The organism is Kitasatospora sp. NPDC059722 (genome assembly GCF_042733235.1).
In the GTDB taxonomy this organism is placed as follows: domain Bacteria; phylum Actinomycetota; class Actinomycetes; order Streptomycetales; family Streptomycetaceae; genus Kitasatospora.
Genome location: NZ_JBHWGD010000020.1, coordinates 1 through 25066 on the forward strand (window position 1 = coordinate 1; position 25066 = coordinate 25066).

Genomic DNA, 25066 nt, shown 5'->3' on the forward strand with positions numbered 1-25066 from the left:
CCACCCACAGAGTCGGCAGTCGGAAAATCATCCAGCCCCCGGAGCGGCCACCCCCGCAGCCACCCCCGGCACCCCCCACCCACCCGAAAGCCCACCCCGCACCCCAAGCCCCGCGCAGCGGCCCCCATCCTTAACCCCCGCCCCGCGCAGCGCCCCCACACACACAAAGAAGCGCCCCCTCCCCAACCCAAAAGGTCAGAAAGGGGACGCCCCCAAAGGCCCTGCTACAACCTCAGTTGTCGCCGTCCTCGTCGATCAGGAAGCCCCGCATCGGCGCCGGAGCCTGCTGCATCGGCTGCGGCGGCTGCGGACGGACGGCCGCCATCGGCTGGGTCATCCCGGCCGGCTGCATCTGCGGCGCCCCGGTGCTGCCACCGGCCGACGGACCGCCGAAGCTCGGCGCCGGCGGGTTGCCGCCGAAGGAGCTCTGCCCGCCGAAGGACGGCGTGCTGCCACCGAAGGACGGCTGGTTCCCACCGAAGGACGTCCCACCGGAGGTCATCGCACCGGCACCGGCCGGAGCCATCGACGAGGCCGCCGGCGGCAGCGACGCGGTGGCGGGGATCCGCGGCGGGGCGAGCGAGTCGTCGGCCTGCGACTCCAGCTGACGGAGCTGGGTCTCCAGGTACGACTTCAGGCGGGTGCGGTACTCGCGCTCGAACGCCCGCAGGTCCTCGACCTTGCGCTCCAGCGTGGCCCGCGCGGACTCCAGCGACCCCATCGCGACGCGGTGCTTCTCCTGCGCGTCCCGCTCCAGGGCGTCGGCCTTGGCACGGGCGTCGCGCTCCAGGCCCTCGGCCCGGCTGCGCGCCTCGCCGACGATCTTGTTGGCCTCGGAGCGGGCCTCGGAGATCGCCTGGTCGGCGGTCTGCTGAGCGAGCGCCAGGACGCGCGCGGCGCTGTCGCCACCGGGACCCTGCTGCTGCATCGGGCCGCCGAGCGGGCCGCCCATCTGCTGCTGCGGGCCGCCCATGGGGCCGCCCATCGGCTGCATCTGCTGCTGGCCCATGCCCTGACCCATGCCCTGACCCTGGCCCATGCCCTGGCCCATGCCCTGACCCTGGCCCATGCCCTGGCCCATCGGGTTGCCCATGGGCTGCGGGCCGCCGGGGCCGCCCATCGGCTGGAGCATCTGACCGCCCATCGGCTGGACCAGCTGCTGCTGGCCGCCCATGGTCTGGTTCATCTGCTGCTGGCCGGGGCCGGCCGGGAGCTGCGGGGCGCCCGAGGGCAGACCGAGGGGCTGGTTGCCCATCTGCTGCTGCGGACCACCCGGGCCCATCTGCTGCGGACCGCCGGGTCCCATCTGCTGCGGGCCGCCCGGGCCCATCTGCTGGGGACCGCCGGGGCCCATCTGCTGCGGGCCGCCCGGACCCTGCTGGCCGGGGACCGGCGGGCCGGATATGGCGGCCGGAACGGGCGCGCCGGGACGGGAGTCCTGCGGCGGTTCCTTCCGCATGTTGGCCTGGTTCTGCGCGGCGGCGCGAGTCGCGGCGGCCAGCTTGGCGCGCAGGTCCTCGTTCTCGCGGAGCAGGCGGGTCAGCTCCGCCTCGACCTCGTCGAGGAAGGCATCGACCTCGTCCTCGTCATAGCCTTCGCGCAGGCGGACGGTCGTGAACTGCTTGTTCCGAACGTCCTCGGGGGTCAATGGCATCTCTTCACCTCAACGTGATCGTCGGCACACCGGCATCCTGTCGCATCGGTCACCTACGACTAGGGCCGCACAAGCGAGATCAGGACATACACAATGATCATCAGTACGAAGAAGGACAGGTCGAGCGCCACGCCCCCGAGACGCAACGGCGGGATGAACCGCCGAAGAAGCTTGAGCGGCGGATCCGTGACAGTGTACGTGGCCTCCAGGACCAGGACCATGGCCTTGCCGGGCCGCCACGAACGCGCGAACTGGAAGACCCAGTCCATCACCAGCCGCACAAGCAGGAACACCAGGAAGACGGTCAGGGCGTAATAGGCCACCGCCCACACGATCTCCATCGCGTTTCCCTCTCCCCGGTCCCGGGCCCTGGGGCCCGCTGCCTGTCGCCTGTCGCTAACCCACTGTTGATCAGATCCACACGTAAAGTCGTGGCCGGGTCAGCTCTGGTTGAAGAACCCACCCTCGGCGATCCGAGCCTTGTCCTCCGCCGTGACATCGACGTTAGCAGGAGACAGCAGGAACACCTTCTGCGTCACGCGCTCGATACTGCCGTGCAGACCGAAGACGAGTCCAGCGGCGAAGTCTACGAGTCGCTTCGCATCGGTGTCGTCCATCTCGGTGAGATTCATGATCACGGGGGTGCCGCCGCGGAACTGTTCCCCGATGGTACGGGCCTCGTTGTAGGTCCGCGGGTGCAGCGTGGTGATGCGGTAGGGCTCTCGTTCGTTCACTACCTTGGGCATGATCACCGGGGCGCTCTTCTCCAGATTGTGGCGGCGTTCGGGTGTGATGGACGACACTGGCGCCATCCTCGGGGTCTCCTGCCGGATCGGGACCGCGGCCGGCACCGGCTGCGGGGTGATCGAGGAGACCGGGGCGGGCGCCGCGGCCGGCCGGGGAATGTCCTCCGTCCGCGCCCCCGTTCGAATCGGCTCGGGGTCCGCGTCGTAGTCGTCGTCGGGGTCGTACCCCTGGCCGTCGTACGTCTCGTCCTCCACGAGGCCGAGGTAGACCGCCATCTTGCGCATCGCGCCGGCCATGCTCCTGTCTCCTCCGCTCGGTGGTTCGGCGGCCAGGGCCAGTCGCCCTGCCTGCGGATTCCGCGACGGTCCGCCCGCGACAGCCCGTCAGATCGACGGATGGTCAGATTTCGTGAATAAGTGGCGGGGGCCGCGGAGCTGCGATCCACGGTTCACTAGCGCGCTGAAAAGCTGCTAGTTTCTGTCCTATTTTGTCCTGCAGTCTGATCTACTTACTCGGTGACGTTACCTGAGGGGTGACCTCACTCCGAGTACCGCCGTTCCGACGCGCACGTGTGTCGCTCCGGCGGCAATCGCCTGCTCAAGGTCGCCGCTCATCCCTGCGGAAACCATGGTGGCAGCAGGATGGGCCGCCCGTACGGCGGTTGCGATTTCCGCCAGCCGATCGAAGGCCCGGGCCGGGTCCCCGGCGAGCGGGCCGGCGAGCGGAGCGACCGTCATCACACCGTCCAGCCGCAGCCCGGGCGCGGCGGCGATGGCGTCGGCCAGTTCGGCGACGTCCGCCGGGGCGACCCCGGCCCGGTGCGCGCCCTCTTCCCCCGCGGCGGAGCCGCCGCTCGACACATCCTTCTCCAGCGCCACCTGCACCAGGCAGCCGAGCTCCGGCCGCTCCGACTTGAGCACCGCCGCGGAGAGCGACTCCACGAGCCGCAACCGGTCCACCGAGTGCACGTGGTTCGCGTACCGCACGACCGACCGGACCTTGTTCGTCTGCAGCTGTCCGACGAAGTGCCAGTCAAGAGGAAGGTTTCTGCACTGCTCCGCCTTGGGCGCGGCGTCCTGGTCGCGGTTCTCCGCGACGTCCGTCACACCCAGTCCGGCCAGCAGTGCGCTGTCCTCCGCGGGGTAGGTCTTGGTGACGACGATCAGCGTGACCTCGCGACGGTCCCGCCCGGCCGCGGCACACGCGTCGGCGATCCGGCGCTCGACCACGTCGAGGTTGGTGCCGAGTTCCTCGTAGCGGGCCCGCTGGCCCTCCGTCAGTGCCGACGCGAAATCCGCGCCGCCCGGGAACGGTCCGTAGATGTCGTTCGTCATCAGTGATCAGAGCCCAACCAGACGTAGCTCGCGAGCCGCCCCGTGCGCTGCTCGCGGCGATAGGAGTAGTGATCGGCGGATTCGAGGGTGCAGACCGGTGATCGCACCACCTCGGTGACCCCCGCGGCGGCCAGCTGGGCCACCACTCCTTCCGGCACGTCCAGGGCCGGTGTCCCCCAGGACGTCTCGGCGAAGGCGGCGGGCACCACCGCGGCGACTTCGGCGCGCAGTTCGGCTGGCACCTCGTAGCAGCGGCCGCACACCGCGGGACCGGTGGCGGCGACGATCCGGCCGGGCTCGGCACCCAGCTCCGTCATCGCCCGGACGACCGCGGGCACCACCCCGGCCGCGAGGCCGGGGCGTCCGGCGTGGGCCGCGCCCACGACCCCCGCCACCGGGTCGGCCAGCAGCACCGGCGTGCAGTCGGCGGTCAGCACCGCGAGCGCGAGCGGCCGGTCGGTGACCACCGCGTCGACCGTCGGGGCCTCCCCGGCCGGCTGCCGCTCCGTCACCACCGCCACGTCGGCGCCGTGCACCTGGTTCATCCAGACCACGTCGGCCGGGTTCAGCCCCACCCCGCGGGCGGCGAGCGCCCGGTTCTCCCGGACGGCCTCCGGGTCGTCCCCGACCGCGCCGCCGAGGTTCAGCTCCCCGTACGGCGAAGTGCTCACCCCGCCCCACCTGTCGGTGAAGGCGAAGTGAGCACCATCGCGTACGGCGTGATCGATCACTTAAGGAAGTCCGGCACGTCGAGCTCCTCGGCCGGGCTCTCCACGAACGGCTGGCGGGCCGGCTGCACCTGCGGCGGCACCGGGGCGGCGGTCGCGGTGGCCGGGGTCTCGGTCGAGCGGGACGGCGCGGGCGAGTCGCCCTCGGAGCGGGACGTCACCGAGCCGATGCCCCCGTACGACGGCCGGGAGGCCGGGCGCTCCGGGGCGGCCGGCGGCGTGGCCGGGGCGGCGGGGGTGGACTTGACGACCGGGTCGCGGACGATCGCCGGCGGCTGCCCGCCGTCGAAGCCGGCCGCGATGACGGTGACCCGCACCTCGTCGCCGAGCGCGTCGTCGATGACCGCACCGAAGATGATGTTGGCCTCGGGGTGTGCGGCCTCGCTGACCAGCTGGGCCGACTCGTTGATCTCGAACAGGCCGAGGTCCGAGCCGCCGGAGATGGAGAGCAGCACGCCGCGGGCGCCGTCGATCGAGGCCTCCAGCAGCGGCGAGGAGATCGCCATCACGGCCGCCGCCTTGGCGCGGTCCTCGCCGCGGGCCGAGCCGATGCCCATGAGCGCCGAACCGGCGTCCGACATGACGGACTTGACGTCGGCGAAGTCGAGGTTGATCAGGCCCGGGGTGGTGATCAGGTCGGTGATGCCCTGGACGCCGGAGAGCAGGACCTGGTCGGCCGAGCGGAACGCGTCGAGCACGCTGACCTGGCGGTCCGAGATGGACAGCAGCCGGTCGTTGGGGATGACGATGAGGGTGTCGACCTCTTCGCGCAGGCTCGCGATGCCGTCCTCGGCCTGGTTCGCGCGCCGCCGGCCCTCGAAGGTGAAGGGGCGGGTGACCACGCCGATGGTGAGCGCGCCGAGCGAGCGGGCGATGTTGGCGACGACGGGCGCGCCGCCCGTGCCCGTGCCACCGCCCTCGCCCGCGGTCACGAAGACCATGTCGGCCCCCTTGAGGACCTCCTCGATCTCCTCGCGGTGGTCCTCGGCGGCCTTGCGGCCGACCTCGGGGTTGGCGCCGGCGCCGAGGCCCCGGGTGAGTTCACGGCCCACATCGAGCTTGACGTCGGCGTCGCTCATGAGGAGGGCCTGCGCATCGGTGTTGATCGCGATGAACTCGACGCCCTTGAGACCGACCTCGATCATCCGGTTGATGGCGTTGACACCACCGCCGCCGATACCGACGACCTTGATGACTGCGAGGTAGTTCTGCGGTGCTGCCACGTCGAAGGCCTCTCGCCTCGAATTTCCGGGTCGGCGAGGCCCGGTGAGAGCCGTACCGACGGATGTCGATGGGTAGGGAGCCTGGTTTCTGACGCAATGTCCGAAATGCCGACCGCCGACCCCAACCCTAAACTTGACCTTTAGGGTTAGTCCTGTGCCTCCGTCACATCACCAGGGGACACAGTCTGGTGACACAGGACACTAGGTGGCTCCGGGCACGCGTTTCAACGAACACGCCGAGCTTCCCTTTTTCTTTTGAGCCTATGTGATCATCGGCCGGCATATGAAACCGGGGTGACCACCAAGGGTCGGGCCGACACTCCGAAGCGTCAACCCCACCCCCAGGAACAGAACCTACCGGATCATCCGGACACCGCCGGCGCGTCCGGCGCACTCACGTCGTAGTTCGTGCCCTTCTGAGCCAGCAGGGCCACCAGGACCCGGGCCTTCCGGTCGTTCTGCTCCGGACTCCCCCAGCGCACCGTCGCACCCCCGTTGAGCTGCAGCTCGATGTCGTCGTACGAGTGCACGAGCAGCGCCCCGGCCCGCTGGGCGACGTCGGACGGCAGCCCGGCGGCCACGGCCACCGCTCCCTGCACCAACTGCGCACGGGAGATCACCCCGTCCGCGTCCTTCGCCTGCTGACTGGGCCGCAGTTCCACCACCGGTACCCCGGCGGGCGGGGCCGCCTCGGTGGCGAAGCTCACGCCGCCGGCGTCCACCTGGGTGAACTGACCGTCGTCGCCCTTGACGGCGGCCACCGCCTTGCGCTGGGTGACCTTCACCTGGAGCGTGTGCGGCCAGCCCCGCCAGACCTCCGCCCCGGCCACCCGCGGGATCGCCTCTACCCGCCGCTGGGCGGCGTCCAGGTCCACCCGGGCCAGCGGGCCGTCGCCGAGCCCGCCGATCGCGGCGCGGACCTGGTCCGCCGTCAGCTTGTCGTCGGTGGCGCCCTGCACGGCGACGTCCCGCACGTCCAGGAGCGAAGAGAAGAAGACCACCCAGGCCAGCACGCCGACCACCGCGGCACCGAGCACGCCCAGCACCACGAAGCCCCGCCGGGAGAGCCGGAGCCGGGGAGCGTGCTCCTCGGCCTCCAGCTCCTCCTCCAGGGGGTCGGCGAGCCGGCCGTCAACCACGGCGGCGGCCGCCGCGGGCGGCCTCGATGGCCTCGTAGACCATGCCGACCAGCAGTTCGTCGGCGTCCCGGCGGCCGAACTCGGCCGCGGCCCGGCTCATGTCCCACAGCTTCTGCGGGTCGGTCAGGACCGGCAGGACGTTCTGCAGCACCCAGTCCGGGGTCAGCTCGGCGTCGTCCACCAGCAGGCCGCCGCCCGCCTTGACCATCGGCTGGGCGTTCAGCCGCTGCTCGCCGTTGCCGATCGGCAGCGGGACGAACGCGGCGGGCAGCCCGACGGCCGCGAGCTCGGCCACCGTCATGGCCCCGGCCCGGCAGAGCATCAGGTCGGCCGCGGCGTAGGCGAGGTCCATCCGGTCGACGTACGGCACCGGGCGGTACGGCGGCATCCCGGGGATGTCGTTGACCTGCGGCAGCTCGTTCTTCGGCCCGACGGCGTGCAGGATCTGCACCCCGTACTGCTGGAGGCGCGGGGCGATCGCGGTGACCGTCTCGTTGAGCCGGCGCGCGCCCTGGGAGCCGCCGGAGACCAGCAGGGTGGGCAGCCGCTGGTCGAGGCCGAAGTACTGCCGGGCCTCCGGGCGGGCCGTGTTCCGGTCCAGGGTCGCGATCGTGCGGCGCAGCGGGATGCCGATGTACCGGGAGTCGCGCAGCTTGCTGTCCGGGGTGGAGACGGCGACGAAGTCGGTGTAGCGGGCGCCGATCTTGTTGGCCAGGCCCGGGCGGGCGTTGGCCTCGTGCACCACGATCGGCACGCCGGCGCGCTTGGCGGCCAGGTAGGCCGGCATGGCGACGTAGCCGCCGAAGCCGACCACGGCGTCGGCGTTGACCCGCTCGATGATCTCCTGGGCGGCGCGGACGGTGCCGCGCAGCCGGCCCGGGACGGTGATCAGCTCGGGGGTGGGCTTGCGGGGCAGCGGGACGGCCGGGATGAGCTCCAGCTGGTAGCCGCGCTCGGGCACCAGCCGGGTCTCCAGCCCCTTCTCGGTGCCCAGGGCGGTGATCCCGATGGACGGGTCGTGCCTGCGGAGGGCGTCCGCGAGGGCCATGGCCGGCTCGATGTGACCGGCGGTCCCCCCGCCGGCGAGTACGACATGCACCGAAATTCACCGCTCCCTGCGTGCCGGCCCGGGGGCCGGGCGCGCTGTGGTTCGTCGTCGTGGCAGCACCCGGGCCAGTCGTCTCCTGATCCGGGAGTTCTTGCTCCGGGCGGCCAGGGCCGCCTTCGCGCCGGAGGTGCTGCGTGCCAGGCAGAGCAGCACTCCGATCGCGCACATGGCCGACAGCATGGCGGAACCGCCGTAGGAGAACAGCGGGAGCGGGACGCCCGCGATCGGCAGCAGTCCCAGCGCCGACCCCAGGTTGATCACGGCCTGGGCCATGATCCACGTGGTGGCGGCTCCCGCGGCGTACCTGACGAAGGGGTCCTTCGTACCGATGGCCACACGGATACCCGCGTAGCCTAGTGCCGCGAAGAGACCGATCACCGACAGCGTCCCCACCAGACCGAGTTCCTCGCCGGTCGCGGCGAAGATGAAGTCGGTGTGCGCCTCGGGCAGCTGGCCCCACTTCTCGACGCCGGCGCCGAGGCCGGTGCCGAAGCCGCCGCCGAGGGCGAACGAGTAGACGCCGTGCAGGGCCTGGAAGCAGGCACCGTCCGGGTCGAGCTTGGTGATCCCGATGCAGCCGAGGCGTTCCGCCCGGTGCGGGACGGTGACCACCAGGGCGGTGCAGACGACGACGGCCACGCCGAGGGTGGCCACGAACAGCCGCAGCGGTGCGCCGACCATCCAGAGCAGCGCGAACAGCATGGCCACCAGGATCATCGAGGTGCCCATGTCACCGCCGAGCATGATCAGCGCGAGCAGCAGCAGGGCGCCCGGCACGAGCGGCACGAGCAGGTGCTTCCAGGAGGTGAGGGTGCCGGCCTTCTGCTTGCGGGCGAGCAGGTCGGCGCCCCACAGGACGAGCGCGAACTTGGCGAACTCGGAGGGCTGGAACTGGAAGAAGCCGAAGTCCAGCCAGTTCTGGTTGCCGTTGATCCGCACCCCGATGCCGGGCACGGCGACCAGCGCGAGCGCGCCGATCACGCCGAACATCACCGGGTAGACGACCACCCGCAGCACCGCCACCGGGACGGCCGCGATGCCGACCAGCAGGACGAGGCCGAGGATGGCCGCGATCAGCTGCTTGAGGAAGTAGTACTGCGCGGTGTGGTGCTGGTTCAGGGCCAGGATCTGCGAGGCCGAGAAGACCATCATGAGGCCGAGCACGACCAGCAGCAGCGTGGTGCCGACGATCAGCAGGTAGGGCGTCAGCGGCCGGTCCAGCCAGTACCGCACCCGGGCGCGGAAGGCGCTCAGGCGGCCCAGTGGACCGGCCGACTTGTACTTCGTGGTGGTGGCGGAGATCACGCGCCACGGATCGGCCGCGGCCTGCTCCCGCACGCCCGAATCCGCCCTGCCCTGCCCCGCCAACTCCCCGCTCGCTCTCTTCGTACGGACGCCCTCGCGGGGCCCGGCTACCCGCCCGCCAGCTCCCGGACGGAGGCTGCGAAGAGGTCGCCGCGCTCGCCGTAGTTGGTGAACATGTCCATCGACGCGCAGGCCGGGGCCAGGAGCACCGTGTCACCCGGCTGGGCGAGCGACGCGGCCGTCCGGACCACCTCGGTCATCGCCACCGCGCCAGTCTGGCCCTCGGCCGCCTCGATCACCGGGACATCCGGCGCGTGTCGGGCGAGCGCCTCCCGGATCAGCGCGCGGTCCTCGCCGATGAGCACGGCGGCCCGCAGCCGCTCGGCCGCGCCCTGGACGAGGTCGTCGAAGGTCGCGCCCTTGGCGAGGCCGCCGGCGATCCAGACGATCGGCCGGTAGGCGGCCAGCGAGGCCGCGGCGGCGTGGGTGTTGGTGGCCTTGGAGTCGTCGATGTACGTGACCCCGTCGACCACGGCGACCTCGGCGATCCGGTGGGCGTCCGGACGGAAGGCCCGCAGGCCCTCCCGGACGGCCTTCGGCTCGACCCCGTAGGCCCGCGCCAGCGCCGCCGCCGCGAGGGCGTTGGCGATGTTGTGCGGGGCCGGCGGGTTGACGTCCTCGACGGAGCCCAGCTCGGCGGCGCTCTTGGCCCGGTCGGGCACGAACGCGCGGTCGACCAGCAGTCCGTCCACGACGCCGAAGTTCGACGGGCCGGGGGCGCCGAGGCCGAAGCCGATCGCCCGGCAGCCCTCCTCGACGTCGGCCTCGCGGACCAGCGCCTCGGTGGCCGGGTCGGCCAGGTTGTACACGCAGGCGACGACGTTGCCCTCGTAGATCCGGCCCTTGTCGGCGGCGTACGCCTCCATCGAGCCGTGCCAGTCGAGGTGGTCGGGCGCCAGGTTGAGCACGGCCGCCGAGTGCGGGCGCAGCGAGGGCGCCCAGTGCAGCTGGTAGCTGGAGAGCTCGACCGCGAGGACGTCGTACGGCTCGTCGGCGAGCACCGCGTCCAGCACCGAGACGCCGACGTTGCCGACGGCGGCGGTGCGCTTGCCGGCCGCGGTGAGGATCGAGGCGAGCATCTGGACGGTGGTGGTCTTGCCGTTGGTGCCGGTGACGGCCAGCCAGGGGGCGGGTTCGCCGGTGGCGGGCAGCGGCCTGCGCAGCCGCCAGGCGAGCTCGACGTCGCCCCAGACCTCGACGCCGGCCAGGTCGGCGGCGGCGAACAGCGGGCTGTTCGGCGGCCAGCCGGGCGAGGTGACGACCAGCCGGGTGTCCTCGGGCAGGCTCGCGCCGTCGCCGAGGCGCACGGTGATGCCCTGGGCCTCCAGTTCGGCGGCGCGGGCCTTCAGGCCCTCGCCGCTGCCGCCGTCGACCACGGTGACGTGGGCGCCGAGGCCGTGCAGGACGCGCGCGGCGCTGATGCCCGAGACGCCGAGCCCGGCGACGACGACGGGCAGGGCCTTCCACTGCGTCCCGGTGAATCGGGGTTCGGTCATCCGGTCACCCATCCCGCGTAGAAGAGGCCGAGGCCGACGGCGACGCAGAGGCCCTGGATGATCCAGAAGCGGACCACGATCAGGACTTCGGTCCAGCCCTTGAGTTCGAAGTGGTGCTGCAGCGGTGCCATCTTGAAGACTCGCTTGCCGGTCATCCGGAAGGAGCCGACCTGGATGATCACCGACAGGGTGATGATCACGTAGAGGCCGCCGAGCAGCGCGAGCAGGAGCTCGGTGCGCGAGCAGATGGCCAGGCCCGCGAGGGCGCCGCCGAGGGCGAGCGAGCCGGTGTCGCCCATGAAGATCTTGGCGGGCGAGGTGTTCCACCAGAGGAAGCCGAAGCAGGAGCCCATCAGGGCGGAGGCGACGACGGCGAGGTCCAGCGGGTCGCGGACGTCGTAGCAGTTGGCGGTCGCGGTGATCGCGTAGGCGCAGCTCTGGGTGTACTCCCAGATGCCGATGAAGGTGTAGGCACCGAAGACCATGACCGACGCGCCGGTGGCGAGGCCGTCCAGGCCGTCCGTCAGGTTCACGCCGTTGGACATCGCCGCGATCATGAAGTACGCGAAGATGACGAACAGGACCGGGCCGACCGCCCACTTGAAGTCCCGGACGAAGGACAGGCTCTGGGACGCCGGGGTGAGCCCGCGGTCGTCCTGGAACTGCATCGCCAGGACCGCGAAGCCGAGGCCGACGATCGACTGGCCGGCCAGCTTGGCCTTGGCCCGCAGACCGAGCGAGCGGCGCTTGACGACCTTGATGTAGTCGTCCAGGAAGCCGACCAGGCCGAGGCCCGCGGTCAGGAAGAGCACCAGCAACCCGGAGACGGTCGGGCTCTCGCCCGTTATCGCCTTGGTCGCGAAGTAGGCGATGAGCGTCGCCAGGATGAAGGCGATGCCGCCCATGGTGGGCGTGCCCTTCTTGCTGTGGTGCGCCTTCGGGCCGTCGTCGCGGATGTACTGGCCGTAGCCGTGCTTGGCGAGCAGCTTGATCAGCGCCGGGGTGCCGAGCAGCGACAGGACCAGGCCGATCATGCCGGAGAAGAGGATCTGCTTCATCACTCGGCCGCACCGTCCGCGAGGAGGGCCTCGGCCACCTTCTCCAGCCCCACCGAACGGGACGCCTTCACCAGGACCACATCCCCCGGCCGAAGCTGACTGCGCAGCAGTTCGACCGCCGCGTCCGCGTCGGACACCAGCACCGACTCCTCACCCCACGAACCTTCGTTCCTCGCGCCCAGTTCCATGCAGGCCGCCTCGCGTCCGCCGACCGCCACCAGCTTGGTGACGTCCAGCCGCACCGCGAGCCGCCCGATGGCGTCGTGCTCGGCCAGGCTGTCCTCGCCGAGCTCCCGCATCTCGCCGAGCACCGCCCAGGTGCGGCGGCGCTCCGGGCCGCGGCCCCCCATCGAGACCAGCGCCCGCAGCGCGGCCCGCATCGAGTCGGGGTTCGCGTTGTAGGCGTCGTTGACGACGGTGACACCATCGGCCCGGTCGACGACCTCCATGCGCCAGCGGGACAGCGCACCCGCCTCGCCCAGGGCTGCCGCGGCGTCGTCGACGGACATCCCGAGCTCCACCGCCACCGCGGCGGCGGCGAGGGCGTTCGAGACGTGGTGCTCACCGTACAGGCGCAGCTGTACGGGCGCGGAACCGGCCGGGGTGGTGAGCGTGAACGATGGCCGTCCGGTGGCGTCCAGGCGAACGTCGGTCGCCCGGACGTGGGCGTCCGGGGACTCGCCGAACAGGACGACCCTGGCCTTGGTCCTGGCCGCCATCGCGCGGACCAGCCGGTCGTCGGCGTTGAGGATCGCGGCGCCGTCCGCGGGCAGCGCCTCGACCAGCTCGCCCTTGGCCTCGGCGATCTTCTCCTGCGAGCCGAACTCGCCGACGTGCGCGGTGCCGACGTTCAGCACCAGGCCGATCCGGGGCGGGGTGATGGAGGTGAGGTACTCGATGTCGCCCTTGTGCCGGGCGCCCATCTCCATGACCAGGTGCCGGGTGCCGGGCTCGACCCGCAGCGCGGTCATCGGGTGCCCGATCTCGTTGTTGAGCGAGCCGGGCGGGTAGACGGTGTCGCCGAGGCGCTGGAGCAGCTGGGCGATCAGGTCCTTGGTGCTGGTCTTGCCGGCCGAGCCGGTCAGTGCGACCACGGTGGTGGCCTCGGCGCGGGCCACGACGGCGCGGGCCAGCTTGCCGAGGGCGTCCACGACGCTGTCGACCAGGACGGCGGGCACGCCGACCGGCCGGGAGGCCAGCACCGCGACGGCGCCGGCCCCGACCGCGGTGGCCGCGTAGTCGTGGCCGTCCACGTGCTCGCCGACGAAGGCCGCGAACAGCCCGCCGGGCAGCACCTTCCGGGAGTCGACCTCGACCGGGCCGGTCACCGGGGTGGCGGGGTCGGCGCCGTCCAGGGTGCCTCCGACGGCTGCGGCCACCTCGGCGAGGGTCAGTGCGATCACTGCTGCTCTACTCCTCGGTCGCCCCGGGCGGCCGTGGTCTGCGTGATGGATTCCCGCAGCACCTCCCGGTCGTCGAAGGGGCGGATCTCGTCTCGTACGTACTGGCCAAGTTCGTGGCCCTTGCCGGCCACCAGCACGGTGTCGCCGGCGTGCGCGCGGGCCACCGCGAGGCGGATCGCCTCGGCCCGGTCGGGGACGACCAGGACGTCGCCGCGTTCGGCCTCGGGGACCACGGCGGCGCCGCCGAGCATGCTGGCGAGGATCGCCAGCGGGTCCTCGCTGCGCGGGTTGTCGCTGGTCAGCAGGGCGGTGTCGGCGAGCCGGGCGGCGATGTCGCCCATCGGGCCGCGCTTGTGCGGGTCGCGGTCGCCGCCGCAGCCGACGACGACGTGCAGCCGACCCTTGGTGACCTCGCGCAGCGAGGCGAGGACGGCGCGCAGGGCGTCCGGCTTGTGCGCGTAGTCGACGACGGCGACGAACGGCTGTCCGGCGTCCACCCGCTCCAGCCGGCCCGGCACGCCGGGTACGGCGGCGACGCCCGCGACGGCCCGGTCCAGCGGCAGTCCGGCGGAGACCAGGACGGTGATCGCGGCGAGCGCGTTGGCCACGTTGAACGGGCCGGGCAGCGGCACGGAGGCGTCGGCCTCGGCGCCGTCGGGGCCGAGCACCCGGAAGGTGGAGCCGACCGGGCCGAGCTGGACGTCGACCGCGCGCCAGTCGGCGCCGGGGTCGCCGGCGGCGGAGAAGGTGGCCACCGGGATCTTCGCCTCGGCGGCCAGCCGGCGGCCGTACTCGTCGTCGACGTTGACCACTCCGCGACGGGACTTGCCGGGCTGGAAGAGCCGGGCCTTCGCCTGGAAGTAGTCCTCCATGTCCGGGTGGAAGTCGAGGTGCTCCGGCGTGAGGTTGTTGAACAGGGCGACGTCGTACGTCACCCCGTCGGTGCGGCCGAAGACGAGGGCGTGGCTGGAGACCTCCATGGTCACCGCGTCGGCGCCGCGCTCGGCCATCACGCCGAGGATCGCGTGCAGGTCGGTGGCCTCGGGGGTGGTCCGCTCGCTCTTGATCCGCTCGGTGCCGACCCGCATCTCGACGGTGCCGATCACCCCGGGGCTGCGGCCGGCGCCGCGCAGGCCGCCCTCGACCAGGTAGGAGGTGGTGGTCTTGCCGTTGGTGCCGGTCAGGCCGAGCATCAGCAGCCGCTCGGACGGGTGCCCGTAGACGATCGCGGCCAGCTCGCCCATCCGGGCTCGCGGCCGGTCGACGACCAGCAGCGGCAGGCCGGTGGGGGCGGCCAGCTCGGCGCCCGCCGGGTCGGTGAGCACGGCCACCGCGCCGGCGTCCGCGGCCTTGGCCGCGAAGGCCGCGCCGTGGTGGTTGGCGCCGGGGAAGGCCACGTACACGTCGCCCGGGCGCACCGCGCGGGAGTCGTGGGTGACGCCGGTGACGGCACCGCCTTCGACGGGCGGCAGGCCCAGCCGGCCGGCCAGCTCGGCGAGCGGCAGGGCGGCGGCCTCGGCCGGGCGGGGCGGACTCACGGTGGTTTGATCGGGTTTCGGCACGGCGGGAAGGCTATCCGCCGAAGGGTGCCCAGGGCCAAACCGGCCCTGCGCCGCGCCGCCGGCCGGCCCGGCCAGCTCGTTGCTCATGCTCGTTCACGGCTTCCAGTCGACGGGCAGGTTGGGTGCCTCGCTGTTGCTCGGCGGGACCTGGAGGGTCTTGAGGGTGAACTCCATCACCTGCTTGAACACCGGGCCGCACAGCTGGCCGCCGAAGTGGCCGTTGACCGGGCCCTGGAGGGTACAGGAGACGGTCACCCGGGGGGCCTCCGCCGGGGCGAAGCCGATGAAGGAGGCGGTGTAGCCGTCGTAGCCGACGCCGTTGGCCGCGCCGCGGTTGGCGGTGCCGGTCTTGCCGGCGACGCGGTAGCCGGGGATGGCGGCCTTGCCGCCGGTGCCCTGCTCGTCGTCGACGACGGACTCCAGCATCTGGGTGAGGGTCTTGGCGGTCTGGTCGCTCACCACCCGGGTCTGCTCGCCCGGCGCGGTCGGGGTGTACTTGCCGTCCGGGCTGGTGATGCCCTGGACGATGCTGGGCGCCACCCGGACGCCGCCGTTGGCGATGGTCGAGTACACCGACGTGGCCTGCAGCGCGTTCATCTGCAGCGGGCCCTGGCCGAAGGAGATGTTGTACTTCTCCGAGGCGACCAGGTCCTCCGGCTTCTTGAGCTTGCCGGCCGTCTCGCCGGGGAAGTTCAGGCCGGTCGGCTGGGCCACGCCGAACTTGCGCATGTAGCCGTCCAGCACCTGGTTGGCCTTCAGCTGGTCGCCGTCGCCGAGGGTCTCGATCGCCTCGATGGTGCCGATGTTGGAGGACTTGGCGAGCACCCCGGCCAGGGTCAGGTACCAGTCGCCGTGCGGGACGTCATCCTTGAACTGCTGTCCGGCCCGGACCAGGTTGCCAGGCACGGTGACCTTGGTGTCCCAGCTGGCCTTGCCGGAGTCCAGGACGGCGGCCAGGCTCATCAGCTTCGCAGTGCTGCCCGGCTCGTACGCGTCGACCAGGGCGGGATTGCCCATCTGGGACTGCTTGGCGAGGCTCAGGTCGTTCGGGTTGAAGCCGGGCGCGGTGGCCATCGCGAGGACCTGGCCGGTCTTCACGTCCTGGACGACGACGTAGCCCTTCTCAGCGCCGGAGTTGGCCACCTGGTCGGTGATCGCCCGCTGGGCAGCCCACTGGATGTCCCGGTTGATGGTCAGCTTGACGTCGTTGCCGGGCACGGCGGCCTCCAGCGAGCCCCCGGCGGTGGGCACCAGCCGGCCGGCCGCCTGGGCGTAGCTGTTGTGGCCGTCCTTGCCGGCCAGCAGCTTCTGGTACTGCAGCTCCAGGCCGCCCGCGCCCTGCCCCTCGCCGTTGACGAAGCCGACCAGGTTGGCCGCCAGGCCGTCGGAGGGGTAGACCCGCTTCTGGGTCTCCTGGTTGAACACGCCGGCCAGCGGGTTGGCGCACTCGTTGTCGACCCGGGTGCGCCCGCCCTGCTCGGCGGGCTTGCCGAGCTGCCGCTTCTGGGCCTGGCAGGCGCGCGAACCGGCCTGCTTCTCCAGGTTCGCCTTGAGCTCGCTGATCTGGCTCTTGGCGCCCGGGGTCTGCCGGGCGGCGAGCCGCTTGTAGCGGCTCTTGGGGGTGTGCAGGTCGGCGGCGATCTTCTCCTTGGGCACGCCGATGATCGGCGACAGCAGCGCCGCCGCCTGCTCGGGGGCGTCCGGGACGCCGGTGGCCTCCGGGGTGAACATCGCCGGGTCGGCGGTGATGTCGTACGCGTCGACGGTGGCCGCCAGGGCCACGCCGTCGGAGGACGTTATCGAGCCGCGCTCGGCGGTGATCGGGACGTTGAGGTAGCGGTTGGTGTTGGCGTCGGCGGCCAGCGCGTCGGCGTCCAGTAGCTGCAGCTGGACGAGCCGGCCCGCGAAGACGGAGAACACCAGCGACAGCACGACGGTGATCACCCGCAGCCGGCGCTTGGGCTCGGCCAGCTTGAGCGCCTTGGGGCGCTGCGGCGGACGGGACTTGGGGCGCGGCCGGGCCGCCGCCTGGGACCTGGCCGGCGGCCGGCCCTCGGGGCGGCGCTGCTGCGGGGCCCTCGGCGTCCGGGCGGCGGCGGCCTTCGCGGGCTGGCCCTTGGCGGGCTGCTTCGGCCGGGCCGGCTGCACCTTCGCGGGCTGCGGCTTGGCCGGCTGCGGCTTGGCGGGCTGGGCCTTCTTCGCCGCCTGCCCGCGCGGGGCCGCGCCCTTGGGCGCCGCCGGACGGCGCGGGTTGCCGGAGCCCCCGGCGGACGGCTGTCGCGGAGTGCTCATGCGCCCGCCTCGCTGCTCTCGGCAGGGGCATCCGCCCACCCGCACGTGTCGATGACGAGCTCGCTGCGCTCGCTCATGCGCCCGCCTCGCCGCTCTCGGTTCCGGTGTCCCGCGTGCTCCACCCGCTCATCGGGCCGCACCCCCCGTCGGCGAGGGCGCCGGGGCGCCCGGGTTGATCTGGACGACGGAGTCGCCCGCGGTCGCCGTCGGCGCCGGGGCGCTCGGCTGGGAGCTCGGCGCCGGCTGCTGCCTGGTCGGCCACGGCTCGGCCGTCGACCGCTTCACCGGCGGGCTGTCCTGCGCCGGGCCGGGCTTGCCGAGCACCTTGCCGCCGTTGCCCAGGTCCAGGAAGGCCATCCCGCCGGCCGGGATCATGCCCAGCTCGGCGGCCCGCCGGGCCAGCGCGTCCGGCGCGGAGTTCTGGTCGATCTGGTGCTGGAGGCTCTGCTGCTCGTCGGTCGCCGTGGTGGTCTGCCGCTGCAGCCGGGACAGCTCGAAGGAGCCCTCGTTGAGCGCCGTGTTCAGCGCCAGCAGCCCGAGCAGCCCCGCCGCCAGCAGGACCACCACCAGGACGGCGAAGGGCGTGCGTCCCCGCACGGGGCGCCGCCCCGGCCGGACCGTGATCCGCGCCCTGCCCTGCCCCGGGAGTGCTCCGCTCCCCGCCCGGACCCCACCGGCCACCGGCCCCACTGCTCTCCTCCGCCCTTCGGACCGCCCCGGGACCCGCTCAGCCCCGCTTCTTCCGGTCCCTGATCCTCTCCGCCACCCGCAGTCGCACGGGCGCGGCGCGCCGGTTCTCCTCGATCTCCTCCTCGGTGGCCAGCTCGGCACCGCGGGTGATCAGCTTCAGCCAGGGCTGGTGCTCCTCGGGGACAAACGGCAGTCCCGGCGGCGCCGTGCTGGTCGCTCCGGCCGCGAAGTACTGCTTCACCAGGCGGTCCTCCAGCGACTGGTAGGACATCACGACGATCCGTCCACCGATCGCGAGGGCGTCCAGCGCTCCCGGGATGGCCCGGTCCAGCACCTCCAGTTCGCCGTTCACCTCGATCCGCAGGGCCTGGAAGGTCCGCTTCGCGGGGTTCCCGCCGGTGCGCCGGGTGGCCGCCGGAATGGCGTTGCGCACCAACTCGACCAGACGCGCGCTGTTGCTGAACGGTTCCTTCTCGCGCTCCCGGAGGATCACCGAGGCGATCTTCCCGGCGAACCGCTCCTCGCCGTAGAACTTCAGGATCCGGGCCAGCTCGCCGTGGCTGTAGGTGTTGAGCACCTCGGCCGCGCTGATCCCCCGGGTCTGGTCCATCCGCATGTCCAGCGGGGCGTCCTGGGCGTACGCGAAGCCGCGGTCCGCCTCGTCCAGCTGCATCGAGGAGACGCCCAGGTCGAACAGGACGCCGTCGATCCGGTCGATGCCCAGGCGCTCCAGCACCTCGGGGATCTCGTCGTAGACGGCGTGCACCAGGGTGGCCCGGTCGCCGAACGGGGCGAGGCGCTCGCCGGAGAGCTTGAGCGCGGCCGGGTCACGGTCCACCGCGACCAGCCGGACCTCGGGGAACTGGGTGAGCAGCGCCTCGCTGTGCCCGCCGAGGCCGAGGGTGGCGTCCACCACCACGGCGCCGGGCCGGGAGATCGCCGGGGCCAGCGCGTCCATGCACCGCTGCAGCATGACGGGGACGTGCTTGGGTCCCGGCTCGTTGGTGGTCATGCGCGGCAGCGCCCTTCCTCGGTGCGGAGCAGCCCGACGTCCGGGAGCTGCGACCATTCTCGCCCACCGCCGGGAGCGGGCACGACACGGCCCGTGGTCCCCGCCCGCTCAAGGGGAAGGACATGACCGCCGGGCGCCGGGGAAGGTGCGCCAGGAGGACACGGAGCGGGTGGAGGCCACGGGCCGGGTCGGGCCGGAGCACCGGCCGGGAAGGCCCGGTTGACGGGCCCCGGGGGGTGTGCTCCACTGCGCCGCAACTCTATCGCGCGGGCCCCGCCAGTCAATGGCCCGCTCCGGCGCACCACCCGGGCGGCGGTACGGATCACCGCAGGTCGCGGCCGTCCCGGCGGTCGGGCCGGGGCGAGCGGGGCGGCCGCGGCGCCCGGTCGCGCGCCCCGGGCCGCGCGCTTCGGGACCAGGCCGGACAAACCCGTCCGTTGTGGCTATGCGCTCGGTCACAGCGCCGCGTTCTGTAGCTCTCCACCCCACCGCGGCCCCCCGAATCGCACTAACGTCGCCCCTATGACAGTGACCCCCGACCGGCCCACGCCGACCGCCGCTGCCGACCCCGAGACCCCGGCCATCATCGACCGCTTCGTGGCCTCCAACCGCGAGTACGCGGTCACCTTCCACGACGGCGGCATGGACGCCCGCCCGGTGCAGAAGATCGCCGTCGTCGCCTGCATGGACGCCCGCCTCGACCTGTTCGCGGCGCTCGGCCTCGAACTGGGCGACGCCCACGTCATCCGCAACGCGGGCGGCGTCGTCACCGACGACACCATCCGCTCCCTCACGATCAGCCAGCGCGCCCTCGGCACCCGCTCGATCGCGCTGATCCACCACACCGGCTGCGGCCTGCTGGGGCTCACCGAGGACTTCCGCCGCGAGCTGGAACTGGAGGTCGGCCAGCGCCCGCAGTGGGCGGTCGAGGCCTTCGTCGACCTGGACGGCGACGTCCGCCAGTCCATGCAGCGCGTCCGCACCTCCCCGTTCCTGCTGCACACCGACGACGTCCGCGGCTTCGTGTTCGACGTCCACACGGGTCTCCTGCGCGAGATCCACTGACGGCCCGACACCCCGCCCCCGGTCACCCGCCCCGAGCCGAAGGAAGCGCCGACGCCGAAGGGAGGAGCGCGGGAGCGACGACCGTCGGCGTCGGACCCGAGCGCCCGGAGGCGAGCGGGCGAGTCACGGCGACAGGGTGACTTCCGCGCCCCCGGCAGGGGAGAATGCGCCTGCCGGTTGACCTCGAACCACCTGGGGCGGCCGGGCCGCAGGCCGCTGTCCCGGCGCCGGATCCCGCACGGAACCGCCCCTGGTACGGCCGCGTCAAGCATGGGGTGGGGGCCGGCCTCGGGGTGAGGCGGGCACGGTGTGCCAGGGAGCGTAACGGGTGACGAGCTACAGCGATCAGGCCGGTGTCGGCGGTTCTTCGGGGGGCGCCCAGGAGGCGGACGGTTACCACCGGGTCGGCCTGCCCGAGCTCGCCGCCGTCGTGGACCGGGTCCGCGCCAACATCGAGAGCGTGATCGAGGGCAAGCCGGAGGCCGTCCGGATCGCCCTGACCGTCCTGCTCGCCGAGGGCCACCTGCTGCTGGAGGACGTCCCCGGCGTCGGCAAGACCATGCTGGCCAAGGCGCTCGCCCGCTCGGTCGACTGCACCGTGCGGCGCATCCAGTTCACGCCCGACCTGCTGCCCTCGGACGTCACCGGCACCAACATCTACGACCAGCACCAGCGCGACTTCGAGTTCCGCCCGGGCGCGATCTTCGCCCAGATCGTGGTCGGCGACGAGATCAACCGCGCCTCGCCCAAGACCCAGTCCGCGCTGCTGGAGTCGATGGAGGAGCGCCAGGTCACCATCGACGGGACCAGCTACGAGCTGCCGTCGCCGTTCATGGTCGTCGCCACCCAGAACCCGGTCGAGATGGAGGGCACCTACCCCCTCCCCGAGGCCCAGCGGGACCGTTTCATGGCCCGCATCTCGATCGGCTACCCCAGCCCCGAGGCCGAGTTCGCGATGCTCGACGTGCACGCCGGCGCCAGCCCGCTGGCCGACCTCCAGCCGGTCGCGCACGCCGCCGACATCCTCAAGCTCATCGACCTGGTGCGCACCGTGCACATCGCCGACCCGGTCCGCCGCTACGCCGTCGACCTGGTCGGCGCCACCCGCACCAGCCACGAGCTGCGCCTGGGCGCCTCGCCGCGCGCCACCCTGCACCTGGTCCGGGCCGCCCGCGCGGCCGCCGCGCTGGACGGGCGCGACTACGTCACCCCGGACGACATCCAGCGCCTCGCCGTCCCGGTCCTCGCGCACCGCCTGATGCCGACCGCCGAGACCCAGCTCAGCCGCCGCACCTCCGAGCAGATCGTGGCCGACCTCGTCGCCCGGCTGCCGCTGCCGCGTCCGCAGGGCGGCCCGGCCGGCCGGAGGGTCTGAGGTGTCGCCGTCCGACGCACCGTCGGGCCTGCGGGCCGGCCTGCGCGGCCTCACCACCCGGGGCCGCTCCTTCCTCGCCGCCGGGCTCACCGCCATGGTCTGCGCCTACCTGCTCGACCAGGACGCGCTGCTGCGGGTCGGTGTGCTGCTCGCCGCGCTCCCGCTGGCCGCCGCCCTGGTGCTGGCCAACACCCGCTACCGGGTGGCCAGCGGGCGCCGGCTCAGCCCGCACCGGGCGATCGCCGGCCAGGAGGCCCGGGTCCACCTGCGGGTCGACAACATCTCCCGGGTGCCCACCGGGCTGCTGCTCCTGGAGGACAAGGTCCCGTACGTGCTCGGGCCGCGCCCGCGCTTCGTGCTGGACCGGGTCGAGCCGCGCGGCAACCGGGAGGTCTCCTACCGGGTCCGTTCCGACCTGCGCGGCCGCTACGAGCTCGGCCCGCTCCAGCTGCGGCTGTCCGACCCGTTCGGGATGTGCGAGGTGAACCGTTCGTTCACCGCGTCCGACGTGCTCACCGTCGTCCCCCAGGTCCAGGCGCTGGCGCACGTGCGGCTGAGCGGCGAGTGGCTCGGGCAGGGCGAGAGCCACGCCCGCACCCTCGCGCTGGCCGGCGACGACGACGTGATCCTGCGCGAGTACCGGCCCGGCGACGACCTGCGCCGCGTGCACTGGAAGTCCACCGCCCGCTACGGCGAACTGATGGTCCGCCGCGAGGAGCAGCCGCAGCGCGCCCGCGCCACCGTGCTGCTGGACACCCGCGAGATCGCCCACCGGGGCAGCGGCCCTGCCTCCTCCTTCGAGTGGGCGGTCAGCTGCGCCGCGTCCGTCTCCGTCCACCTGCTGGAGCGCGGCTACCAGACCAGGCTGCTCACCGACACCGGCCAGTGGGTCCCCGGCCCCGGCACCGGCGGCACCAACGCGGCGGCCGAGTCCTCCGGGCTGATCCTGGACGCGCTCGCGGTCGCCGACCTGTCCGACGGCGGCGGGCTCTCCCGCGCCGAGGAGCCGCTGCGCGCCGGCGGCGAGGGCCTGCTGGTCGCCGTCCTCGGCGAGCTGGACGAGTCCCAGGCCGCACGGCTGGCCCGGCTGCGCGGGCGCACCGGCGGCGCCATCGCCTTCCTCCTCGACACCGGCACGTGGACCGGCCTGCGGATGCTCGCCCCCGAGACCGGCGGCGACGAGTTCCGCGCCCGGGCGCGCCAGCTGCGCGAGGCCGGCTGGACGGTCCTGCCGGTGCGCGCCGGGGACTCGCTCCCCGACCTGTGGCGGGCCGCCGAGGGTGCGAAGACCTCCGCCCCCTACCGAGAAGAGGCCGGCGCGTGACCACCCGGGCCAAACTGACCGTCTACTCGGCGCTGGCCACCGCCCTCGCCTCGCTCTGCCTGACCCCGCTGCTCACCACCAAGAGCTGGATCACCCACGCCTTCCTGGTGATCGCGGTGCTCGCCGCCGTCGGCGCGGGCCTGCGCCGCACCCCGCTGTTCCGCTGGACGGTGCCGCTCGGACAGCTGGTCGCGCTGGTCCTCCTGCTGCTGATCGGCTTCGCCGAATCCGGCTCCGTGTGGGGCGGCCTGATTCCGGGGCCGAACTCGCTGAGCTCCCTGGACCGGGTGTTCGGCTCCGGCCTGGACGACATCCAGCAGTACGCCATCCCCGCGCCGCCCAACGCGGGCCTGCGGCTGATCCTGGTCGGCTCGGTCGGCCTGATCGCGCTGATCGTCGACACCGTCGCGGTGACGTACCGGCGCTCGGCGCTGGCCGGGCTGCCGCTGCTCGCGCTGTACTCGGTCGGCAACGGCCTGGCCGGCGACCACGGCAGCTGGATCTGGTTCGGCCTCGCCGCGGCCGGCTACCTGCTGCTCCTCTTCGCCGAGGGCCAGGACCGCGTCTCCCGCTGGGGCCGGATCTTCCGCGGCACCTCGCGCGGCACCGAGAGCTCCGGCGCCGTCGGCCTCGGCGGCCAGCAGGTCGGCATCCTGGCCCTGGCCGTCGCCATGCTGCTGCCCGTCTTCCTGCCGCACTGGGACTCCGGCCTGCTGCACTCCGGCTCCGGCGGCAGCGGCGGCGGGGGTTCGGCCGGCGCGGTCACCAGCCTCGACCCGCTGGTCAGCCTGCAGGCCGAGATCACCCGGCCCACCAACACCGAACTGCTGCGCTACACCCTGGACAGCGACATCGCCGACCAGACCTACCTGCGCACCGGCTCGCTGGACGTGTTCGACGGCACCAACTGGAAGCTCGGCTCCACCACCGTCGCCGACCTGGGCGCGGCCCTTCCCCCGCCGGAGGGTCTCCAGGACCCCAACCTCCCGCAGATGAAGGGCGACTTCCAGGTCAGCAACGCGCTGGAGAAGAGCTGGCTGCCTATGCCGTACCCGGCGCTCTCGGTCCAGCTGCCCAACCGCGGCGAGTGGAAGCTCGACCAGCTGACCCGCACCGTGATGCCCACCAACGACAAGTCGATCAAGGGCCTGCACTACCAGGTCACCTCGCTGGACGTCCGGCCCACCGCCAACGACCTGCGCGACGCGCCGAGCGCGCCCCAGGACATCCGGGAGCACTACACGGCGCTGCCGACGAACCTGCCCACGGAGGTCTCGCAGCTGGCCCGGCAGGTCACCGCCAAGCAGACGACCAACTACGACAAGGCCGTCGCCCTCGCCGCCTGGTTCACCGGACCGGAGTTCCGCTACGACACCAGCGTCAGCAGCGGCACCGGCACGGACGCCATCGTCACCTTCCTGCGCGACAAGCGCGGCTTCTGCGTCCACTTCGCCTCCACCATGGCGGCGATGGCCCGCACCCTGAAGATCCCCGCCCGGGTCGCCGTCGGCTTCACCCCCGGCGACGCCCAGAGCGCCAACACCTACTCGGTGACCGGCCGGATGTACCACGCCTGGCCCGAGCTGTACTTCGGCGGCTACGGCTGGATGCGCTTCGAGCCCACCCCCAGCCGCGGCGTGCAGCCCCGCTACAACGAGCAGGCCGCCACCGCGACCACCGCCCCGAGCCAGCAGCCGACCGCCGCCGCCACCAGCGACGCGCCCGCGCCGGCACCGTCCAACAGCAAGGACTGCGACGCCAAGCTGCGTCAGCTGGGCGAGTGCGGCAAGAAGAACACCGCCGTCGGCGACACCGGCCAGGACTCCTGGCTGCTCTCCGCGCAGGTGCTCGGCACCCTCGCGGTGGTGGTCGCGCTGATCGCGCTGCTGCTCGTCCCGATGTTCTGGCGCGCCGCGGTGCGCCGGCGCCGGATCGGCGGCGGGCGCCGCCGCCCCGGCGGGGACGGCCCGGCCGAGCTCACCGACGAGCAGGTCCTGGCCGCCTGGGACGAGCTGGTCGACTCCGCCTGGGACCTCGGCATCCCGCCGGACGAGTCGCGCACCCCGCGCGCCGCCGCCCGGCGGATCTCCGAGCGGGCCGAACTGGGCGAGGACGCGGCGGCCGCCGCCGGGCGCCTGGCGCTGGCCACCGAGCGGGTGCTCTACGCCCGCTCCGCCCACGTCACCGCGCCGCTCGCGGCCGACGTCCGCACCGCCCGGGAGGGCCTGCTGGCCACCGCGGGCCGGCGCGAGCGGACGCGGGCGGTGCTGCTGCCGCCGTCGTCGGCGCAGCTGTGGTGGCGGATCTCCGACGCCGTCCTGGCCGCCCGGGTGACGGTCGGCGGCAGGGTCGGCCGGGTGTCCGACGCCGTCACCCGACCGGTGCGGCGGGTGTTCACCCGCAAGGGGCGGGACCAGGAGTCCTGAGGGACGCGGGGAACGCGAAGAGCCGCCGGGGGCGGGCAGTCCATCGACCGGTCTCTTATACACAA

The 25066-nt window shown here is 72.9% G+C and carries 20 protein-coding genes; 4 read left to right on the plus strand and 16 right to left on the minus strand.

Going from position 1 to position 25066, the window contains the following annotated elements:
• Nucleotides 1–232 precede the first annotated feature (232 nt).
• The 16 genes from ACFV4F_RS15605 to rsmH form a co-directional block, all read right to left on the minus strand.
• Nucleotides 233–1654, minus strand: coding sequence for a DivIVA domain-containing protein (locus ACFV4F_RS15605; protein ID WP_380499175.1), 1422 nt, complete (start codon nucleotides 1652–1654; stop codon nucleotides 233–235).
• A gap of 59 nt (nucleotides 1655–1713) precedes the next feature.
• The gene (locus ACFV4F_RS15610) at nucleotides 1714–1995 is read right to left on the minus strand and encodes a YggT family protein (RefSeq protein ID WP_329928339.1); all 282 of its coding nucleotides are present in this window, start codon (nucleotides 1993–1995) and stop codon (nucleotides 1714–1716) included.
• Between the two features lie 99 nt (nucleotides 1996–2094).
• A complete protein-coding gene (locus tag ACFV4F_RS15615; RefSeq protein ID WP_153460377.1) occupies nucleotides 2095–2697 on the minus strand; it encodes a cell division protein SepF in 603 nt (200 codons plus the stop codon).
• 225 nt (nucleotides 2698–2922) lie between these two features.
• Entirely contained in the window at nucleotides 2923–3735 is an 813-nt protein-coding gene (locus ACFV4F_RS15620; protein ID WP_380502849.1) for a YggS family pyridoxal phosphate-dependent enzyme, read from the minus strand.
• Complete coding sequence (pgeF, locus tag ACFV4F_RS15625) at nucleotides 3735–4466, minus strand: peptidoglycan editing factor PgeF (RefSeq protein ID WP_380446868.1); 732 nt, start codon at nucleotides 4464–4466, stop codon at nucleotides 3735–3737. The genes ACFV4F_RS15620 and pgeF overlap by 1 nt, the downstream gene beginning before the upstream one ends.
• Nucleotides 4463–5686 (minus strand): cell division protein FtsZ, encoded by a 1224-nt coding sequence (ftsZ, locus tag ACFV4F_RS15630; protein ID WP_380499177.1) that lies wholly within the window; start codon nucleotides 5684–5686, stop codon nucleotides 4463–4465. The genes pgeF and ftsZ overlap by 4 nt, the downstream gene beginning before the upstream one ends.
• A gap of 362 nt (nucleotides 5687–6048) precedes the next feature.
• Nucleotides 6049–6825 (minus strand): cell division protein FtsQ/DivIB, encoded by a 777-nt coding sequence (locus tag ACFV4F_RS15635; RefSeq protein ID WP_380446872.1) that lies wholly within the window; start codon nucleotides 6823–6825, stop codon nucleotides 6049–6051.
• Nucleotides 6818–7924 carry an undecaprenyldiphospho-muramoylpentapeptide beta-N-acetylglucosaminyltransferase gene (gene murG / locus ACFV4F_RS15640; protein WP_359974828.1) on the minus strand — a complete coding sequence of 369 codons (1107 nt, stop codon included), beginning with the start codon at nucleotides 7922–7924 and terminating at the stop codon, nucleotides 6818–6820. Before murG ends, ACFV4F_RS15635 begins: the two co-directional genes overlap by 8 nt.
• A gap of 6 nt (nucleotides 7925–7930) precedes the next feature.
• Nucleotides 7931–9271, minus strand: coding sequence for a putative lipid II flippase FtsW (gene ftsW, locus ACFV4F_RS15645; protein WP_380446874.1), 1341 nt, complete (start codon nucleotides 9269–9271; stop codon nucleotides 7931–7933).
• A 74-nt stretch (nucleotides 9272–9345) separates the two neighbouring features.
• Nucleotides 9346–10794, minus strand: a complete 1449-nt coding sequence (gene murD, locus ACFV4F_RS15650) for a UDP-N-acetylmuramoyl-L-alanine--D-glutamate ligase (protein WP_380446876.1) — start codon at nucleotides 10792–10794, stop codon at nucleotides 9346–9348.
• A complete protein-coding gene (mraY, locus tag ACFV4F_RS15655) occupies nucleotides 10791–11852 on the minus strand; it encodes a phospho-N-acetylmuramoyl-pentapeptide-transferase (protein WP_329928346.1) in 1062 nt (353 codons plus the stop codon). Before mraY ends, murD begins: the two co-directional genes overlap by 4 nt.
• Nucleotides 11852–13255: a UDP-N-acetylmuramoyl-tripeptide--D-alanyl-D-alanine ligase gene (gene murF, locus ACFV4F_RS15660; protein WP_380446879.1), complete on the minus strand. Its 1404-nt coding sequence runs from the start codon at nucleotides 13253–13255 to the stop codon at nucleotides 11852–11854. Before murF ends, mraY begins: the two co-directional genes overlap by 1 nt.
• Nucleotides 13252–14817: a UDP-N-acetylmuramoyl-L-alanyl-D-glutamate--2,6-diaminopimelate ligase gene (locus ACFV4F_RS15665; protein WP_380502853.1), complete on the minus strand. Its 1566-nt coding sequence runs from the start codon at nucleotides 14815–14817 to the stop codon at nucleotides 13252–13254. The genes murF and ACFV4F_RS15665 overlap by 4 nt, the downstream gene beginning before the upstream one ends.
• 93 nt (nucleotides 14818–14910) lie before the next feature.
• Entirely contained in the window at nucleotides 14911–17109 is a 2199-nt protein-coding gene (locus ACFV4F_RS15670; RefSeq protein WP_380446884.1) for a penicillin-binding transpeptidase domain-containing protein, read from the minus strand.
• Nucleotides 17110–17235: 126 nt separating this feature from the next.
• The gene (locus ACFV4F_RS15675; RefSeq protein ID WP_380446886.1) at nucleotides 17236–17706 is read right to left on the minus strand and encodes a cell division protein FtsL; all 471 of its coding nucleotides are present in this window, start codon (nucleotides 17704–17706) and stop codon (nucleotides 17236–17238) included.
• Between the two features lie 130 nt (nucleotides 17707–17836).
• Nucleotides 17837–18811 (minus strand): 16S rRNA (cytosine(1402)-N(4))-methyltransferase RsmH, encoded by a 975-nt coding sequence (gene rsmH, locus ACFV4F_RS15680; RefSeq protein WP_380446888.1) that lies wholly within the window; start codon nucleotides 18809–18811, stop codon nucleotides 17837–17839.
• 522 nt (nucleotides 18812–19333) lie between these two features.
• On the opposite strand from rsmH, the gene ACFV4F_RS15685 reads away from it, so the two are divergent.
• The 4 genes from ACFV4F_RS15685 to ACFV4F_RS15700 all read left to right on the plus strand — a co-directional run bounded on the left by ACFV4F_RS15685 (nucleotide 19334) and on the right by ACFV4F_RS15700 (nucleotide 25001).
• Nucleotides 19334–19876, plus strand: coding sequence for a beta-class carbonic anhydrase (locus ACFV4F_RS15685; RefSeq protein WP_380446890.1), 543 nt, complete (start codon nucleotides 19334–19336; stop codon nucleotides 19874–19876).
• A 328-nt stretch (nucleotides 19877–20204) separates the two neighbouring features.
• Nucleotides 20205–21251, plus strand: coding sequence for an AAA family ATPase (locus ACFV4F_RS15690; protein ID WP_380446893.1), 1047 nt, complete (start codon nucleotides 20205–20207; stop codon nucleotides 21249–21251).
• A 1-nt stretch (nucleotide 21252) separates the two neighbouring features.
• Complete coding sequence (locus ACFV4F_RS15695; RefSeq protein WP_380502856.1) at nucleotides 21253–22575, plus strand: DUF58 domain-containing protein; 1323 nt, start codon at nucleotides 21253–21255, stop codon at nucleotides 22573–22575.
• Nucleotides 22572–25001, plus strand: a complete 2430-nt coding sequence (locus ACFV4F_RS15700; RefSeq protein WP_380502859.1) for a transglutaminaseTgpA domain-containing protein — start codon at nucleotides 22572–22574, stop codon at nucleotides 24999–25001. Before ACFV4F_RS15695 ends, ACFV4F_RS15700 begins: the two co-directional genes overlap by 4 nt.
• Nucleotides 25002–25066 lie beyond the last annotated feature (65 nt).

Bases quoted from the DNA above. Each gene is read 5' to 3' on its own strand.
- ACFV4F_RS15605 (WP_380499175.1), bottom strand. From the start codon at position 1,654: ATGCCATTGACCCCCGAGGACGTTCGGAACAAGCAGTTCACGACCGTC.
- ACFV4F_RS15610 (WP_329928339.1), bottom strand. From the start codon at position 1,995: ATGGAGATCGTGTGGGCGGTGGCCTATTACGCCCTGACCGTCTTCCTG.
- ACFV4F_RS15615 (WP_153460377.1), bottom strand. From the start codon at position 2,697: ATGGCCGGCGCGATGCGCAAGATGGCGGTCTACCTCGGCCTCGTGGAG.
- ACFV4F_RS15620 (WP_380502849.1), bottom strand. From the start codon at position 3,735: ATGACGAACGACATCTACGGACCGTTCCCGGGCGGCGCGGATTTCGCG.
- murD (WP_380446876.1), bottom strand. From the start codon at position 10,794: ATGACCGAACCCCGATTCACCGGGACGCAGTGGAAGGCCCTGCCCGTC.
- mraY (WP_329928346.1), bottom strand. From the start codon at position 11,852: ATGAAGCAGATCCTCTTCTCCGGCATGATCGGCCTGGTCCTGTCGCTG.
- ACFV4F_RS15670 (WP_380446884.1), bottom strand. From the start codon at position 17,109: ATGAGCACTCCGCGACAGCCGTCCGCCGGGGGCTCCGGCAACCCGCGC.
- rsmH (WP_380446888.1), bottom strand. From the start codon at position 18,811: ATGACCACCAACGAGCCGGGACCCAAGCACGTCCCCGTCATGCTGCAG.
- ACFV4F_RS15685 (WP_380446890.1), top strand. From the start codon at position 19,334: ATGACAGTGACCCCCGACCGGCCCACGCCGACCGCCGCTGCCGACCCC.